The 16,443-nt window shown below is 65.8% G+C and carries 11 protein-coding genes, 1 tRNA gene and 1 pseudogene; 8 read left to right on the top strand and 5 right to left on the bottom strand.

Annotated features, from left to right (window positions below):
* Positions 1-120 precede the first annotated feature (120 nt).
* A complete protein-coding gene (locus tag ADK67_RS53320; protein WP_053714987.1) occupies positions 121-1,251 on the top strand; it encodes an integrase core domain-containing protein in 1,131 nt (376 codons plus the stop codon).
* A gap of 281 nt (positions 1,252-1,532) precedes the next feature.
* Positions 1,533-2,747, top strand: a complete 1,215-nt coding sequence (locus ADK67_RS03850; protein ID WP_053714986.1) for an IS256 family transposase — start codon at positions 1,533-1,535, stop codon at positions 2,745-2,747.
* A gap of 93 nt (positions 2,748-2,840) precedes the next feature.
* Here the strand turns inward: ADK67_RS03850 and ADK67_RS03845 are convergent, their stop codons facing one another.
* The 3 genes from ADK67_RS03845 to ADK67_RS48560 all read right to left on the bottom strand — a co-directional run bounded on the left by ADK67_RS03845 (position 2,841) and on the right by ADK67_RS48560 (position 7,013).
* Positions 2,841-5,714 (bottom strand): AfsR/SARP family transcriptional regulator, encoded by a 2,874-nt coding sequence (locus ADK67_RS03845; protein ID WP_063797492.1) that lies wholly within the window; start codon positions 5,712-5,714, stop codon positions 2,841-2,843.
* Between the two features lie 198 nt (positions 5,715-5,912).
* Positions 5,913-6,251, bottom strand: coding sequence for a hypothetical protein (locus ADK67_RS03840; protein WP_157619896.1), 339 nt, complete (start codon positions 6,249-6,251; stop codon positions 5,913-5,915).
* A gap of 609 nt (positions 6,252-6,860) precedes the next feature.
* The gene (locus ADK67_RS48560) at positions 6,861-7,013 is read right to left on the bottom strand and encodes a pentapeptide repeat-containing protein (protein ID WP_082403198.1); all 153 of its coding nucleotides are present in this window, start codon (positions 7,011-7,013) and stop codon (positions 6,861-6,863) included.
* A gap of 29 nt (positions 7,014-7,042) precedes the next feature.
* Here ADK67_RS48560 and ADK67_RS53315 point away from each other — a divergent pair, with 29 nt between their 5' ends.
* Complete coding sequence (locus tag ADK67_RS53315) at positions 7,043-8,680, top strand: integrase core domain-containing protein (RefSeq protein ID WP_231648003.1); 1,638 nt, start codon at positions 7,043-7,045, stop codon at positions 8,678-8,680.
* 598 nt (positions 8,681-9,278) lie between these two features.
* Here the strand turns inward: ADK67_RS53315 and ADK67_RS50435 are convergent.
* Positions 9,279-9,362: transfer RNA gene (locus ADK67_RS50435), tRNA-OTHER, on the bottom strand.
* A gap of 297 nt (positions 9,363-9,659) precedes the next feature.
* Here ADK67_RS50435 and ADK67_RS03825 point away from each other — a divergent pair.
* The gene (locus tag ADK67_RS03825; protein WP_053714983.1) at positions 9,660-9,941 is read left to right on the top strand and encodes a hypothetical protein; all 282 of its coding nucleotides are present in this window, start codon (positions 9,660-9,662) and stop codon (positions 9,939-9,941) included.
* Between the two features lie 143 nt (positions 9,942-10,084).
* On the opposite strand, the gene ADK67_RS50430 is transcribed toward ADK67_RS03825, so the two are convergent.
* Positions 10,085-12,079: a hypothetical protein gene (locus tag ADK67_RS50430; protein ID WP_157619895.1), complete on the bottom strand. Its 1,995-nt coding sequence runs from the start codon at positions 12,077-12,079 to the stop codon at positions 10,085-10,087.
* A 384-nt stretch (positions 12,080-12,463) separates the two neighbouring features.
* Between ADK67_RS50430 and ADK67_RS53310 the strand changes: the two are divergent.
* From ADK67_RS53310 to ADK67_RS52080, 4 genes and pseudogenes are all read left to right on the top strand, one after another.
* Positions 12,464-13,753: pseudogene (locus ADK67_RS53310) on the top strand (ISL3 family transposase); the annotation flags it as partial.
* Between the two features lie 50 nt (positions 13,754-13,803).
* The gene (locus ADK67_RS03815; protein WP_157619894.1) at positions 13,804-14,124 is read left to right on the top strand and encodes a hypothetical protein; all 321 of its coding nucleotides are present in this window, start codon (positions 13,804-13,806) and stop codon (positions 14,122-14,124) included.
* A gap of 888 nt (positions 14,125-15,012) precedes the next feature.
* Complete coding sequence (locus ADK67_RS03810) at positions 15,013-15,567, top strand: IS481 family transposase (protein ID WP_231648002.1); 555 nt, start codon at positions 15,013-15,015, stop codon at positions 15,565-15,567.
* Positions 15,568-15,794: 227 nt separating this feature from the next.
* On the top strand, positions 15,795-16,443 hold a 649-nt coding region (locus ADK67_RS52080), incomplete at its 3' end, for a phosphotransferase (protein WP_197289264.1).

Below are 16,443 nucleotides of genomic sequence, written 5' to 3'. Positions count from 1 at the left end.
TGTGCCTGCCGATAACCTCATCCATGCAGGTAGAGGACGCACGAAGCCCAGGGGAGTTGAGCGTTCGCGGCACGGCTGCCATGCGCTGTGACGTCGACCAGCACGGCATGATGACCGGCTGTGCTCCTCCGACTGGCCTACCTCGGTGTGACCAACGCCTTCGCGCTGCTGCGCCTGCTGCCCATGAGCGACAGGGACAAGGACACGGAGATCCTGGCGCTACGACACCAGATCACGGTCCTGGAACGCCAGCTGAGTAACGTCCGTCCGCAGTTCTCTCCCGGTGACCGGGCGTTCCTCGCGGCGCTGCTGCACCGACTCCCGGTCGATGCGCTTCGTCAGCTCCGGCTGCTGGTGCGTCCGGAGACGGTGCTGCGGTGGCACCGGGACCTCCTCGCACGACACCACGCGATCAGATCCCGCCCCAAACGGCCCGGCCGACCACGGACCATCCGCTCGATCCGACTCCTCGTGCTGCGCCTGGCACGGGAGAACCCCACCTGGGGCTACCGCCGCATCCACGGCGAACTCCTCGTACTCGGCATCAAGGTCGCCGCCTCCACCGTCTGGCAGATCCTCCAGGACGCCGGAGTCGACCCGGCACCAGAACGCGCCACGACGACCTGGCCAACCTTCCTCCGCTCGCAGGCCGAGGCGCTACTGGGCTGCGACTTCTTCGAGACACGCACGTTGAGCGGCACCCGACTGTATGTACTCGCGGTGATCGAGCACGCCAGCCGCCGGATCCGCGTCCTCGGCGCCACCGCACACCCCACCGCATCCTGGGTCACCCAAGGCGCCAGGAACCTCGCCATGGACCTCGAGGACGCAGGCAGCCCCGCACGAATCCTGATCCGTGACCACGACGGCAAGTTCCCCGCCCTGTTCGACACCGTCCTCGCCGACGCGGGCATCCAGGTCGTTCTCAGCGGCATCCGCATCCCGCGCATGAACGCGATCATGGAACGCTGGATCCGCAGCTGCCGCCGCGAACTACTCGACCGCACACTCATCTGGAACCAAGAGCACCTACTCCACGCCCTTCGCGAGTACGAGAAGTACTACAACACCCACCGACCCCACCAAGGCATCGCCAACGCCCGACCACTGCGCACACTGCCGCCAGCCGTCACCGCCCAAGCGGCCCTCACCCGACTCGACATCCGCCAACGGCAACGACTGGGCCGACTCGACATCCGCCAACGGCAACGACTGGGCGGCATCCTCAACGAGTACCACCACGCCGCCTGACCAGCACGGACGACATTTTCGGCAAGCACAACGTGACCACGACCATGCCGCTGGCTTCGCCATGCCCCTCGATGACCAGCGCGCAGCCCGGAAGACACAGTCCACAGGGGAATCGACATCCACTACAAGATCATGAGCTAGGCCAGCTACTCGACGGGGACTGTAAAACGAGCGGTGTAACTCCTGATCAAGGATGCGCACCTGATGACCGAGATGATGTCCGGCGTGGAGAACGCCGAGGACGCCAAGCCCGAGACCGCCCTGGAGGGCCTGATGAGCAGTTGGTCGACCAGCTGGTCAGCCGGGCCCGCGCCGGTGGCCTGAAGCTCACCGGTGAGGGCGGGGTGCTCCAGCAGTTGACCAAGCGGCTGCTGGAGTCGGCGCTGGAAGGCGAGATCACCGACCACCTGGGCTACGACAAGCACGACCCGGCCGGTCGTGGGACCGGGAACTCGCGCAACGGCGTCCGCTCGAAGACCGTGCTCACCGATGTCGGGCCGGTGGAGATCGACGTGCCGCGTGACCGCAACGCCGAGTTCGAGCCGCGGATCGTGACCAAGCGGCAGAAGCGCCTGACCGGCGTGGACGAGATGGTCATCTCGCTGTCCGCCAAGGGCCTGACCACCGGGGAGATCTCCGCGCACCTGGCCGAGGTCTATGGCGCCGACGTGTCCCGGCAGACGATCTCCACGATCACCGACAAGGTGGTCGAGGGCATGGTCGAGTGGCAGAACCGGCCGCTTGACCCGGTCTATCCGGTGGTGTTCATCGACGCGATCCACGTCAAGATCCGCGACGGCCAGGTGGCCAACAGGCCGATCTACATGGCGATGGCCGTGACCACCGAGGGCCACCGCGACATTCTCGGCCTGTGGGCCGGGGACGGCGGCGAGGGCGCGAAGTACTGGCTGCATGTGCTCACCGAGCTGCGCAACCGCGGCGTGGCCGATGTGCTCATGCTGGTCTGCGACGGGCTGACCGGCCTGCCCGACGCGGTCACCACCGTCTGGCCGCGCACGGTCGTGCAGACCTGCATCGTGCACCTGCTGCGCAACAGCTTCCGCTACGCCGGCCGTCAGCACTGGGACGCCATCGCCAAGGCCCTCAAGCCGGTCTACACCGCTCCGACCGAGGCCGCGGCGAAGGAGCGGTTCGCCGAGTTCACCGACGCCTGGGGCGTCCGCTATCCGGCGATCGTCCGGCTCTGGGACAACGCCTGGGCCGAGTTCGTGCCGTTCCTGGCCTTCGACGTCGAGATCCGGCGGGTGATCTGCTCGACCAACGCCATCGAGTCCGTCAACGCCCGCATCCGCCGCGCGGTCAAGGCCCGAGGCCATTTCCCCAACGAGCAGGCCGCGCTCAAGTGCGTCTACCTCGCGGTGATGAGCCTGGACCCGACCGGCACCGGCCGCAAACGCTGGATGATCCGCTGGAAGCCCGCCCTCAACGCCTTCGAGATCGCCTTCGACGGCCGCCTGGCCGCCGGACGCAAGTAACCCACTTCAACCCGAGTTACACCGCTCGTTTGACAGACCCACTCGACGTCACCACCGACTACGAACCAGAGCCGCTCGAGATTGACAGATCTTCTAGGACGGACCTGGCTCCGCATTCTTGTGGCAACAGCGGATTGTGTTCTTGGTGTGCGGTGCGCTCGATGCTTGCAGGCTGTGTTCGATCCGGTCGGCGTCATCGGTGCGTTGCTGGGCACGGTACAGCTGCATGGCCTCCTGCCAGACGGCTTCGGCTTCCTGGTCCTGGTCGAGTGCGGTGTGCGAGCAGCCCAGCACGTCGAGGGTCTGTGCCTGTGCGTGGAGGTCGCCGAGTTCGCGGAACAGGAGCAGGGCCTGCTGGTGGTGGCGGACGGCTTGAACGTGGTTGTCGGTGAGGTGGTCGATGTGGCCGAGGTTGTAGAAGGTTCTGGCTTCGCCTTCCGGGTTGTTGTGGCGTCGGTGCATGACCAGTGCGTTGCCGCAGTGCGTGCGTGCCTGCTGGTACCTGCCGAGGTTGGCGGCGAACCAGCCGATGTCGTTGAGCGCCCGCGCTTCCCCTATGGGGTGGGAGAGGCTGCGGAAGCACTCACGGGCATGAATCGCGGTCGAGAGTGCCGCCTGGTGCTGCCCGAACTCCCCCAATGTCCTCGCCATTGCTTCCTGGGCAAGGGCGTGATTGGCATGATCTTCGTGGTCCCAGGCCAGGTTCACCGCCTGGGCCAGATGAGCGAGGGCGTCGGTGTGGTGTCCGAGTTCGGCATGGGCGCATCCGAGGGACCGGTGGGCGATGCTCAGCGCTGCGGGGTCGCGGAGCTGTTCGGCGGCTCGCAGCGCGGTCTGCCACATCACGACCAAGCGGTGGTGTTCCCCCGATCGACGGTAGAAGGTGTTCAACGCCCAGGCCAGTCGCCAGGTGGGGCGGTGCCAGCCGTGGTGGGCGGCGATGTGGTGCGCCGCCAAGACGCAGGTGTGCTCGGTGCGGAACCAGGTGGCCGCGGCCGGGGCGTCGGGCAGCAGCAGGGTGTGGGCGCCCGGTTCCGAATCGTGGACAGGCGTGCGGTGCGGGTGCAGGAGCCGGTCCGCGACATGGGCGGTGTGCAGGTAGAAGTCGACCGCACGCCGCAACGCCGCCTCACGCACGTCCCCGGTCAGGTCGCGGTGGGCCATGCTGACGGCGAAGCCGCGCACCAGGTCGTGCATCCGGTAACGGCCTTGACGGTCGCGGGCCAGCAGCGAGCTGTCCTCCAGCGCCCGTAGCGCCTCGCGGAGCCGCGCCGGGGACAGACCGCTCAGGGCGGTGGCGGCGTGCACTCCTGTGGCGAGGCCGGGTGCGATGCCCAGCAGACCGAACAGGGACCGCTGCTCCGCGGTCAACGCACGGTACGACCACGACAGCACGGCGGGCAGGTTTGCGACCGTGTCGTCACCGGCCAGTGCGCTCAGGCGCAGGTTGCGCAGTTCGGCGGCGAACTCGCTCAGCGGCACTTCGGGACTGGTGTGGGCCCGCCCGGCGATGATGCCCAGGGCGAGGGGCAGTCCGCCGCACGATTCGACCAGGTCGGTCACCGTCCCGGGTTCGGCCTCGACCCGTCGGTTGCCCAGTCGGTGGGTGAGCAGGGCCCGGGATTCGTCGTCTGTGAGGATGTCGAGGTTGATGTGGTGTGCGCTGTGCGTGGCGGTTAGGCCGGGTAGCCGACTACGGCTGGTGATCAGCACGGTGCAGGTGTCCGTGCCGGGCAGCAGCGGGGTGACCTGGTCGGTGTCGGCGGCGTTGTCCAGCAGGATGAGCATCTTCTTGTCGGCCACGAGGCTGCGGAACAGGCCGGCTCGGGCGTGCGGGTCGACCGGCACGCGATCGGAGCGCACACCCAGGGCGTCGAGGAACCCGCGCACCGCCACCATCGGATCCATTGGCGCGCCGTCCGGGCTGAAACCACGCAGGTCGACGAACAACTGCCCGTCCGGGAAACGGTTGAGATGGTGGTGTGCCCAGGTCAGTGCCAGCCACGTCTTGCCGATCCCACCGATTCCACCGATCACGCCGATCGAGGACTTTGCAGCCTGCAGGTCCGGAACGGCGATTCCCGGGCGAACCGCACCGCTGCCGTCGGGTGGGTCGGTCAACGCTTGATCGAGACGAGCCAAGTACTCGGCCCGCCCGACGAACGACTTCGGCGGGGCGAGCAACTGCCGGGGCACCGGGGCGGGCAACGTCGTCGGAACGACGGGTGCGGCATCGTCACGGAGGATTCGCTGGTGCAGGTCCCGCAGCGCGGAACCCGGATCGACCCCGAGCTCGTCGCGCAACCGGTTGCGCACCCGTCCGTAGTGGGTCAAGGCTTCGGCTTGTCGGCCACTGCGGTGCAGCGCAAGCAGGTACTGCCCGGCTACCTGCTCGTCCAACGGGTGCTCCGCAGTGCGGGCGGCCAGTTCGGGCACCAGGATGCTGTGCTGCCCCAACCGCAACGCGAGATCGACCCGTTCGGTGTCCGCGGCAAGCCTTTCGCGCGCCAAACCTTCGCGGACGGCGGCGATCCACGGGGTGTCCAGACCCGCGAAGGCCTCCCCTCTCCACAACTCCGATGCGCGTCGCCACAGCGTTGCAGCACGCGTCCCGTCGGTCTCGGCACCGGCTTCCATCACCAGACGTCGAAACCGGTGCACATCGACATCGTCCGGATCGGCCGGCAGGACATAGCCGCCACCACGTCGCTGAATCGTCATCCCGACCGGGGTCTTCCCGTCGGTGGAGCCCAGGTGACGCAGGCGGGAGATGTAATTGCTGAGCACCTGCCTGGCCCGATACGGCGGCGACTCCCCCCACACCCGGTCGAGCAACTGCTCGACGGTGACCACCCGGTTGAGCTCCATCAGCAACACCGCTAACACACACCGCTGCCGGGAATGGCCGACGTCCACCGGTAGACCGTCGATCCACGTCTCGACCTGCCCGAGCAGACGGAACTCCACTCCCACCACTCACCTCCGTCGTCCTCCTTACTCCTGCCGTCATCACGATGCCACCGCCTGCCGGGAAATCGCCGTGGCTGATCCGGGCGCGGGGTGGCCGCGATGCAGACCTGCGATCGCAGCCACCCGCGCCGAGTGCTCAGCGGCGGTCGCCACCGGAACACTCGTGGATGCCGATCCTGGAGAATCCGGACGAGGTCATCCCCACTGCACGCTGGCGCCGGTGACCCTGACGGTGCACTCGTTCTGGTCGCTGCCGGCGCCCGTCTGCCAGGTTCCGAGGATGTCGCCCTGGAACTGGCAGGTGAGCTTCAACCTCCACCTCTGGCCGCTGTTGCCGGTGCAGTTCGTCTTACCCAGCGTGGTGAACCACTGGTTGTTGCAGGTGAGGCCATTCCTGCTCTGAGTCGTCGAGCCCGCCATGACGGTCGGTGACCCGGAAGCCGATCCCGTTTCCGCCATCGCAGGCACGCTCATCCCGGCACCGACCGCCGCGACTGCGGCTGCGGTGACCCCTGCCCTGGTCCAGATGTTCACGTCCGTCTCCTCTCGGTTCATCATCGCGGCATGCGTGATGCCACGACTTCAACACGAACCGGAGAGCATCCCGGGCTACGCACCGATACCCCTCGTCACGTCAATCGGTGCGTCGCGTCCCCCTGTCCTGCGGGATGCCCTCCGTGGTGCAGAGCATCGGCCGCTCACACACCACGCCCACACCTGAGGACAACAATCGCCTGGTCAGCTGTTCTGCACCGATACGAGCGGAGCAAAGACGACACGGGGATGGGCCGTGGCGAAGGCTCTCGTGCACGGGTAGGTCGACTGCGGGCCGACGGCCGACCGGTGGACGGTGGCCATCCCCGGTAGCGGTGTGCTGGAGTCGTTCCGGTGGTGCCACAACACGCCCGTCGGTGCTCCGGATCGACCCGGTCTCCTTGCCCGCCCGCACCAGGAGCGTCGCCACTCGGCAGCCTGATCAACGAGTAGGAACCCACCGCCTAACCCAGGTCAGAAGGCGGCGGCCGACTTCTGGCGCTCCACAGGTCGGTGTTCGCGCTGGTCAGGTCTGTGTGCGGCAGTGGCGGAGGAACTCACCGGTGAGGTCGGCGTCGCGTAGGCTTCGGTCGGCGATTGTGGTCTCGTTCACCACGGCTCTTCGAGGCGGGTGGTCTGAAGGCTCGTGCGGGTGAGGTTGACGTGGTCCCGGCGGGTCTCGCGCAGATCTGCTCCGGTCAGCGTGGCGGCAGTGAACACGGTCTCCAGCAGCCGGAACTCGGTCGGCGATAGCTCAATCACCGCCCGCCTCCATCACGACGTGCGTCGAGGTGTCCAGCGCGAAGTCCCCGGTCCGCATGACCTCCGAGGTGGCCCGTCCGTGCGGTCAGGAACACGACCGGCACGTGCACCTGCCGAGATCGCAGCCGCACCAGCTCGAGGCACGCCCATCCGGATCCGGCCACCGTCACGTCGAAGCCGGCGAACCGCAGTGTGCTCTCCAACAGTTCGCGGATCCGCGCGTCGTCGTCCACCATCAGGATCCGCGCATCCGTCCACGGTTCTCCCCCGCCGACCGAGCGTTCCTCGCGGCACTGCTGCACCGACTCCCGGTCGATGCGCTTCGTCGGCTCCGCCTACTGGTACGCCCGGAGACGATTCTGCGGTGGCACCGAGACCTTCTCGCCCGCCACCACTCAGCCAGATCCCGTCCCAAGCGGCCCGGCCGACCACGGACCATCCGCTCCATCCGGCTCCTGGTGCTGCGCTTGGCACGCGAGAATCCCGCCTGGGGTTACCGCCGCGTCCACGGCGAACTGCTCGTCCTCAGCGTCAAGGTCGCCGCCTCCACCGTCTGGCAGATTCTTCAGGACGCCGGGGTCGACCCGGCACCCGAGCGCACCACGACGACCTGGTCGGTCTTCCTCCGCTCACAGGCCGACGCACTCCTGGCCTGCGACTTCTTCGAGACCCATACATTGAACGGCACCCGCCTGTACGTACTCGCGGTCATCGAGCACGCCAACCGCCGGATCCGCATCGTCGGCGCCACCGCACACCCCACCGCATCCTGGGTCACCCAGGCCGCCAGAAACCTCGTCATGGACCTCGAAGACGAAGGCCGACACGCACGGTTCCTGATCCGCGATCACGACGGCAAGTTCCCCGCCTTATTCGACGACGTCCTCGCCGACGCGGGTATCAGGGTCGTTCTCAGCGGAATCCACATCCCGCGCATGAACGCGATCATGGAACGCCGGATCCACAGCTGCCGTCACGAACTCCTCGACCGCACCCTCATCTGGAACCAACAGCACCTGCTCCACGCGCTACGCCAGTACGAGCAGTTCTACAACACCCACCGCCCCCACCAGGGCATCGCCAACGCCCGACCGCTACAACCGCTGCCACAGCCGACCATCGAGCAGCGGTCACGCGACTCGACATCCACAGACGGCAACGACTGGGCGGCATCCTCAACGAGTATCACCACGCCGCCTGACCTGCACGGACGACATTTTCGGCAAGCACAGGTGCGACTGCCCGAGCTCGATTACTTCGACCTCCCCTCGACCGCGCAGGGTCTCAACGTGGTCGGCGACGTCGAGCTGATGATCTGCTGGCCGAGCACGCCATGCGACAAGTACAAGACGTCGAAGGTGAAGTTCACGCTCATCGTCAACCAGTGGAAGTCGGACGGCACGCTCTGCAAGACCGACGACAGCGTCGCGGTCACGCACGACGTGCCGTACTGGGTGCACCACAAGTACGTGCCGCTCAACAAGGCCGACTTTACCGTGAGCAAGGAGCCGGGCTGCGTCCCCCGGTTCAACACCTACGTCAAGGCCGAGTGGCTGGGCGGTGAGACCGCCGGCATCCAGGGGACGGCCACCCGGCTCCCCGACTCGCGCGGCTCGACCACCACCCACGATTCCGACATGAGCCACGCATACGTCCTGCCGTACTGAGCCCTTTCGTCGTGATGGTGCAGGTCACGGCGCAGGCTGAACAGGTGGTTGCGGGACGGGCGAGGCTCCCGTTCAGGCCGTTGATCAGGTCGACTCGCCCTGTGGGGTGCCAGAACTCTACGAAGGATGTGCAATTGCCAGCGCTGCGACACAAGGCCGCCGTAGCGCGCCGGACCAACCCACGCCTGCGGATCGGACCGATCACACAGCGATCGCCGCACTGGTGCATCAACCCGTGGCTGGTGTTCGACCCTCGGGCAGCGACTGCGCCAGCCAGGTCACAAGGAAGCGGACCGGCACGCGGTGACAGCCGATCCGACCCCGGCAAGACGTCGCACAAGTCGCCCCAACCGACCCGAACGGCAATCAACCGCACCCTGCGATCTCTTCGGTGCGTACGAAGTGTTCACCATGACACTTGGGATGTTGATCAGGGCCATAGATGCGCGACCAGCGGTTTTATCACCGGAGATAGACGAATCCGACCACAAATGCGGCGGCCCCGAAAGGAGGTCTGCTCCCAAACTGCTCCCCAGAACGATCACCGGCCCGCAGACGATGATCCGCCTACGGGCCGGTGACCTGCATAAACACACTGTGGGCGATACTGGGATCGAACCAGTGACCTCTTCGGTGTGAACGAAGCCAGAACAAAGCCTCCACCAGCGGAAACAGAATCACCGCAGAAAACACGCAGCCGTTGGAAGCCATTGAATGCGGTTCAACGCTGTTAAACACGTCCGACGGCTCCCATTCTGCTCCCAGCGTCCGCTCCCACGCACTCCCCCCGCTCCCGGGCGATCTGCGGACCGCCGACTGTGATGGTCGCGCATCCGACCCTCATCCGACCCGGACAGCGGATGCATCGGTCGCCACGGAGGACGAGGGTCATGCCCGCCGGACCGGCGGGCATGACGACACGCAACGTCGTGTCGTTGTCGCCGGGCCGCTGTCGACGCCGACCCGCTATCGTGTCCGTGTGACCGCAGCAGCCGCGCACCCACCATCTCCGGAGGTCGAGAAGACCCCCGAGGCGATCCGCGCCGCGTTGCTGCCCGAGGAACGCGACGCCCACGAACCTTGGTACGGCGAGCCCTACCACCGCGCCAACCCCGACGGCGCCCTGCGCCAACTCGTCTACGGGTACGGCAACGGCCTCATCGTCTACCTCATCCTCGAACAACAGAAACGCTGGTTGTTGATAGTGAGGCGGAACATGACAGAGATGGGCGAATACGAGGAGGTCAGGGGCAGCGGATGAACACGTCCGGTCCGGGCCGATTGCCGGATCGGTAGGTGGAACCGCTATGCACCCCTGAACTCCGATCGTGGCAATCAGCGTAGAGGGATCGATCGTTTTCAACTCGATATGCATGACCGAAATCTTGCTGATCGGCATGACCTCTACGAGCCTGATTGCCGGGTTCGACGCTTGCGTCGCACGACGTGACGGACTCGAAAGACGACCAGGAGAAAGGCGACTCCGGCAGCAGTGGCAACGATGATACCCTGAAGACGAGAATCTGTCTCGCGTGCTCCGGCTGATGAATTTTCGGGCGCTTCCGAACTGGTCACAATGGAATTACTATCATCCTCATGCCCTGCAGAACCAAGCCAGGTGCGTCCATTGGCATCGCTCGCGCGATGATCGAAGGAAGCGATTGCCGATGATTTCCCTCCTGGCCAAACCTCCTGGGTCCTGCCGTCGTCTATACTATTGAGCCGGACTTGGCTGAAATCGACGCCACCGTAGGTGTAGGTCCTTACCAGGACGCCACCCGCAGTGTCCTGTCGCCGTTCGACGGAAAATTCGCCCTTTTGATACGAGGTAACGTATTCGTCGAAATAGGCGCGTGGTGACCATGGCGTGCGCGCAGGCCAGGATGCGACATCACCGCTATCAATAACCTCACTATAGGTTGTCTTCCGGGCGGCCGACTGGTTCCGGTACCATTCGGCGGCCACGCGACTGAGGTATACGCCCCGCAGTTCGGCGTACTCCGGGGCTTCGTTGACTGCTTTCTCGACCTGGGGTAAAATAATATCACGGAATATCTGTTCCCGCTGCTTGGCTGCGGGTGTGTTCAAGGCGCACCCTTGGGTTAGGCTTCCCGTTGCGGGCGTCTCGGACTCCATCCGCACCTCTAACGGCGCGTCGATGATGAATAGACCACCGTCCGCTTCGTGTACGTCCGCAGTGCCTGGAACGATCCACTGCCGTGTCGAAAGGCAGATCTGGCCGTCCGTTGCCTCTGCTTCCGACCAGAATTTCTGCCCGCTGGGGCTGTCCGGGTGGAGGAGTCCGGCAACGGTCTTCTTCAGTTGCAGGTCAGAAGCTAAGAGGACTCTGCCGGCGTCCGTGGTGGCCAGCGCCGGATCGATCACGCGATCGGGTTCATCGGGGTTGAGGTTGACCCAGAATTTGTTCCTTGGCACGGCCAACCACACGAAGAAGGAATCCGATGCTGAGCGCATAGAATTGGCGCCGACTGTAACGTTGCGATCAGTTGGTGCCGGTGTCGCGGCAAAAGAATAGCGGATGCCCTGCTCTCCTGCAGTAGAGTCGCTTATGTACCGGAGTTCGACGGTAGAGAAGTCCACACCACCGGCACTGTCAGGGCCAGGCAAGTCGAATGGCAACGTCTCCTGCCAGTGAGGTGTCGCCGGTTGGGTTGCCGATCCACCTTTCTTCTTCGGCTGACCGTTAGGGCTGCGCCCCAGGTCGAACAGGCGATTGCCCACCAGCGCGATACGGCGTCCTTCGATCACCCAGTCGTTGATGTACGGAGCTAGTCGCTCGACAGCCTTCGCACGATCCTCTGCGGTGTCGTACGGAATGTTGTAGTAGAAGTCGGTCAGTCCTGCCATCTTGCTCACGCGGAGTTTGCAACTGTTCACGTCCTCTGAGCAGGGCTCGCGCTCGGAACGACCTATGCGTGCCCACCCTTCCATGTCGTGACTCTCGATGTACGCATCAAGAAGTTCCTCCGAATGCTTGTTGGCGATCGAGAAGTCCGGTCTGCCGGTGAAAGATTTCATCGGAATTTTCTGGATGCTGCCGATGAACTCGTATTGTCCCGACGCCTCGGAGTATTCCCATTTTCCCTCGAAGCGCATGAACCAGGCAACGGAGGAGTTGCGATTCGCGCTGGCTACGGCAATGACGAATGGATCGTTCTGGCCATCGTCGAAAAGTATCGCCGCAATGTTGCTCTCGGCGGAAAATTGCGTGTTATCCGCCCTGTACTTCTGAATGTAAGGAGCGAGTGGCCCGTTGTCCCAGGCGACTTCATGAAACTTGACATCTTGGGCCGAGTCGCTAGCTGTCTGGAATTCCGGGAATATTAGAATGAGTGTCGAGAAGAGTATGCGAGATGTTTTGACGAGGAGGTTCTTCATCATACTGCCTCCATCTAGTCTCTCACCGACCAATCGTGACGTCCGGTCTAAGGCTGAAGCAGAAGGAGCATTATGGCACGAGTGGTCGGATGTCTATCCGCAAATTGGCGATGTGCGACCACTTGGGTCAGACGTCTAGCCCTTCCGGGACATTCTCATGCTAGGTATGCGCCGTTCGAATGGAATATTCCTCCTGGCAGACATCTGGCCGCTGTCGCCACTCTGTTCGCCGCGACTGATCAGGTTCGGTGAGCACTTGCCGATCGAATGGCGGCTGGACAAGCTCATCACTCACGAACGCCTGCGACGCTGGGGTCTGTCAAACGAGCGGCTCTGGCCCGTAGTCGGTGGTGACGTCGGGTATCCGTTCGCGATCATGATCTTGTGATGGATGTCGACTCTCTTGTGGGGACGGTGTTTCCGGACTGTCGCGCTGGCCGTCCAGAACGTGGCGGAGGACGGCGGCATGGTGGTGGTCACGGCCAGCACTCGGGACGTGGCCGTGCCGTGTCCGGTGTGCGGGACTGCAACGGCGAAGGTGCACGGGTATCGCCATCGGGCGGTGAAGGATGTGCCGGTCGACGGCCGCCAGGTTGTCGTGCACCTGCGCGCCCGGCGGCTGGTCTGCCCGGCTCGGAGCTGCCCACGGCGAACCTTCGGGAACAGGTTCCGGGTTTGCTGGAGCGCCACCAGCGTCGAACGGTGCGGCTTGCCCGGCAGATATCCCAGGTGGCGCAAGAGTTATGCGGTCGAGCGGCCGCCCGCCTGGCCGACCTGTTGGCCATGCCCGTGTCCCGCAGTACCGCGTTGCGCCGTCTACGGCACCTGCCGCTGCCCGAGCTGACAGTCCCGCGGGTGATCGGCGTGGACGACTTCGCCCTGCGCCGCCGCCACCGCTACGCCACGATCGTCATCGATGCCGAGACCGGCCGACGCGTCGCAGTCCTGCCCGGCCGCGACGTCGCCACCCTGGAATCCTGGCTGCGCGAACATCCCGGTGTCGAGGTGGTGTGCCGGGACGGCTCAGCCGCCTACGCCGAGGCCGTCCGCCGCGCCCTGCCCGACGCGGTGCAGGTCAGCGACCGCTGGCACCTGTGGCGAAATCTCTGCGACAAGGTCATGGTCGAGGTGCGCGCGCACGCCGGATGCTGGGCCACCCTCAACCCGCCCCGCCCCGGCGGGGTTCACGAGCAGACCGTCCGCGAACGCTGGAAGAAGGTCCACAAGCTGCTCGGTCAGGGGTCGGCCTGCTCGACTGCGCACGGCGCCTCGGGGTGGCCCTGAACACCGTCAAACGCTACGCCCGCATGCCCGAACCCCAAACCTTGCGCATCGCCCCCCACCTACCGCCCGACTCTCGTCGCCCCCTATCGCGACCATCTGCGCGCCCGCCGCTTGGCCGATCCCGTGGTCCCCGTCACCCAGCTGTTCGCCGAGATCCGGGAGTCGGGCTACACCGGCAGCGCCAACCTGCTGGTCCGCTACCTCAACCAGGGGCGCGCCGAAGGCGACCGTCCCGTCACGACCTCGCGTCACGCCAGCCGACTTCTGCTCACCAAACCCGACAACCTGCGCCCAAAGGAAACGACCTTGCTGGAGAAGATCTCCGCGGCCTGCCCGGAGATGACCGCACTCGCCAGTCTGGTGCGCGGCTTCGCAGCCCTGCTGACACCGGCCGCGCGGACACCACCATCATCATCTACGCGAGCACTCCCGTGATGTCGGTGATGGGTGTCGCGACACTCGCGAAAGTCGACACGGCCGCCCCCGGCACACTGTGGCGCCGCTACCGGCACCACCTCGGACTCACCCGCTCCGAGTTCGACGACTACCTGGCAGGAGTCGACGCAGCGACCTGCTTGAGCATCACGAACCCTCGGACACTCGACGAGCCCTTGAAGCTGGCCGATCTTCGCGAGCAGGCAGACTTCCAGCCGCCCCAGAGCTACAGGTACCTCGCACCACACGACCCCGGCATGCTGCACTCGCTCACCGAAACCGCCCAGGTGGGCCCAGCAGCACCGCTCGATGTCGGCAAGCGCTGAGCAACCCACAGCGAGCGCTATAGCGCATGATCCTCGGCGCTCGGCCAGAGGTGTCTTACTGTTCGGTTGGGGCCTGTGCCGCTCGGATGGTCATCGCCGCTGGTAGAGCGGGGTAACCGCCGCTTTGAGGCCATGTCCGCGTGATTCTCTCCCTGCTGTACAAGGTGACCCGGAGGTTGCTGTCCGTCCCGTCGGTGCTGCTGCGCGGTAAGGCGGCGAAGGACGCCGAGCTGCTCGTGCTGCGCCACGAGAACGCGGTCCTTCGCCGGCAGCTCGCAGGTCGGATCCGCTACGAGCCCGCGGAGCGGTTCTGGTTCGCCGCCCTGTCCGGGCTGGTGGATCGTGGACGTTGGTCAGAGATCTTTCCGGTCACCACCGGCACCCTGCTCGCCTGGCACCGCAGACTCATGGCTCGGTGGGACTACTCCGCGCATCGACGCACCGGACGCCCACCGACACGAACCGCGATCAAGACGCTCGTGCTACGGCTCGCGACGGAGAACGCCCGATGGGGTCATCAGCGGATTCAGGGTGAACTGGCCCGACTCGGCCACCGCATCACCCACTCGACGGTCTGGCAGATCCTGCACGACGCAGGCATCGACCCGGCACCACGCGCGGCGACCGGGCAGACGACTTCCGATTCGTCATCCGCGACCGGGGCGGCCGGTTCACCACCTCGTTACACGGTTCTGTCCCGCCGACCGGGCGTTCCTCGCGGCGCTGCTGCACCGACTCCCGAGCACCACGCTTCATCGGCTTCGACTGCTGGTCCGTCCGGAGGCGGTACTGCGATGGCACCGCGACCTCCTCGCCCACCGCCACGCAGCCAAATCCCGCCCCAAGAGTCCCTGCCGACCACGGACCATCCGCTCGATCCGACTCCTGGTGCTGCGCCTGGCACGAGAGAATCCCACCTGGGGCTACCGACGCATCCACGGCGAACTCCTCGTACTCGGCATCAAGATCGCCGCCTCCACCGTCTGGCAGATCCTCCAGGACGCCGGGGCCGACCCGGCACCCGAACGCACCACGACGACCTGGTCGGCCTTCCTCCGCTCCCAGGCCGACGCACTCCTGGCCTGCGACTTCTTCGAGACCACCACCCTGAGCGGTACCCGCCTCTGCGTGCTCGCGGTGATCGAGGACGCCAACCGCCGGATCCACGTACTCGGCGCCACCGCACACCCCACCGCATCCCGGGTCACCCAAACCGCCAGGAACCTCGACATGGACCTCGAAGACGCGGACAGCTCCGCGCAGTTCCTGATCCGCGACCGCGACGACAGGTACCCCGCCCTGTTCGACGACATCCTCACCGACGCCGGCATCCAGGTCGTCCTCACCGGTGTCCGGATACCGCGGATGAACGGGATCATGGAACGCCGGATCCGCAGCTGCCGCCGCGAACTCCTCGACCGCACCCTCATCCGGAACCAATAGCACCTACTCCACGCCCTGCGAGAGTACGAGACGTTCTACACCACCCACCACCCCCACCAAGGCATCGCCGACGCCCGACCACTGCGCACGCTGCCAATGAGCAGTTCCCTCGGTGGCGGGGCCTGCCCGTGACGGGTGTCGCTTCGCGGGGGACGGTCAACGTCATTTTCCGCATCGGCGATCGGCTCGCCGCTCGTTTCCCCTTGCGCCCCGGCGAGGTCGGGTCGGTGCGGCGGTGGTTGGAGTCCGAGGCCGAAGCAGCCCGAGAACTGGCGGGTCGCACGCGGTTCCGCACGCCGGAGCCGGTCGCGCTGGGTGAACCCGGGACGGGCTACCCGCTTCCGTGGTCGGTGCAGACCTGGCTGCCCGGGGTCGTGGCCGCGGAGGAGGACCCGGGCGAGTCCGTCGCGTTCGCGTACGACCTGGCCGAGTTCATCCGTGGTGTGCGCGCTGTCGACACACGGGGCCGGACGTTCAACGGGAAAGGCCGAGGAGGGGACCTGCGATCCCACGACGCGTCGCCACGCCGCCAGGTCCCGACCCAAACGGCCCAGCCGACCACGAACCATCCGCTCCATTCGGCTCCTGGTGCTGCGTCTGGCGCGCGAGAATCCCGCCTGGGGCTACCGACGCAGCTCGGCGAGTCGCGTCGCGACACCGGCCACCACTACTACTCCGAGGTCGCGTTCACGGTGCTGGAGGTCAGCGAGTCCGCCGAGTTGCCCACCGACAGCGAGTTCTGCCCGCCCACCATCCAGGCAAGCAACGGCAAGTGGATCACCGTACGGATCAAGGTCGTCAACGAGGGCAACGAGCCGGTCGTCTTGGCCACCAACGCCAACCAGTCGCTCTACGACGGCGACCGCCGGTACGAGT

Source organism: Saccharothrix sp. NRRL B-16348, from assembly GCF_001280085.1.
GTDB lineage: Bacteria > Actinomycetota > Actinomycetes > Mycobacteriales > Pseudonocardiaceae > Actinosynnema.
This window is presented reverse-complemented; position numbering and strand designations above follow the sequence as displayed.

Coding starts and splice junctions, on each gene's coding strand:
- ADK67_RS50430 (WP_157619895.1), bottom strand. CDS start 12,079: ATGAAGAACCTCCTCGTCAAAACATCTCGCATACTCTTCTCGACACTC.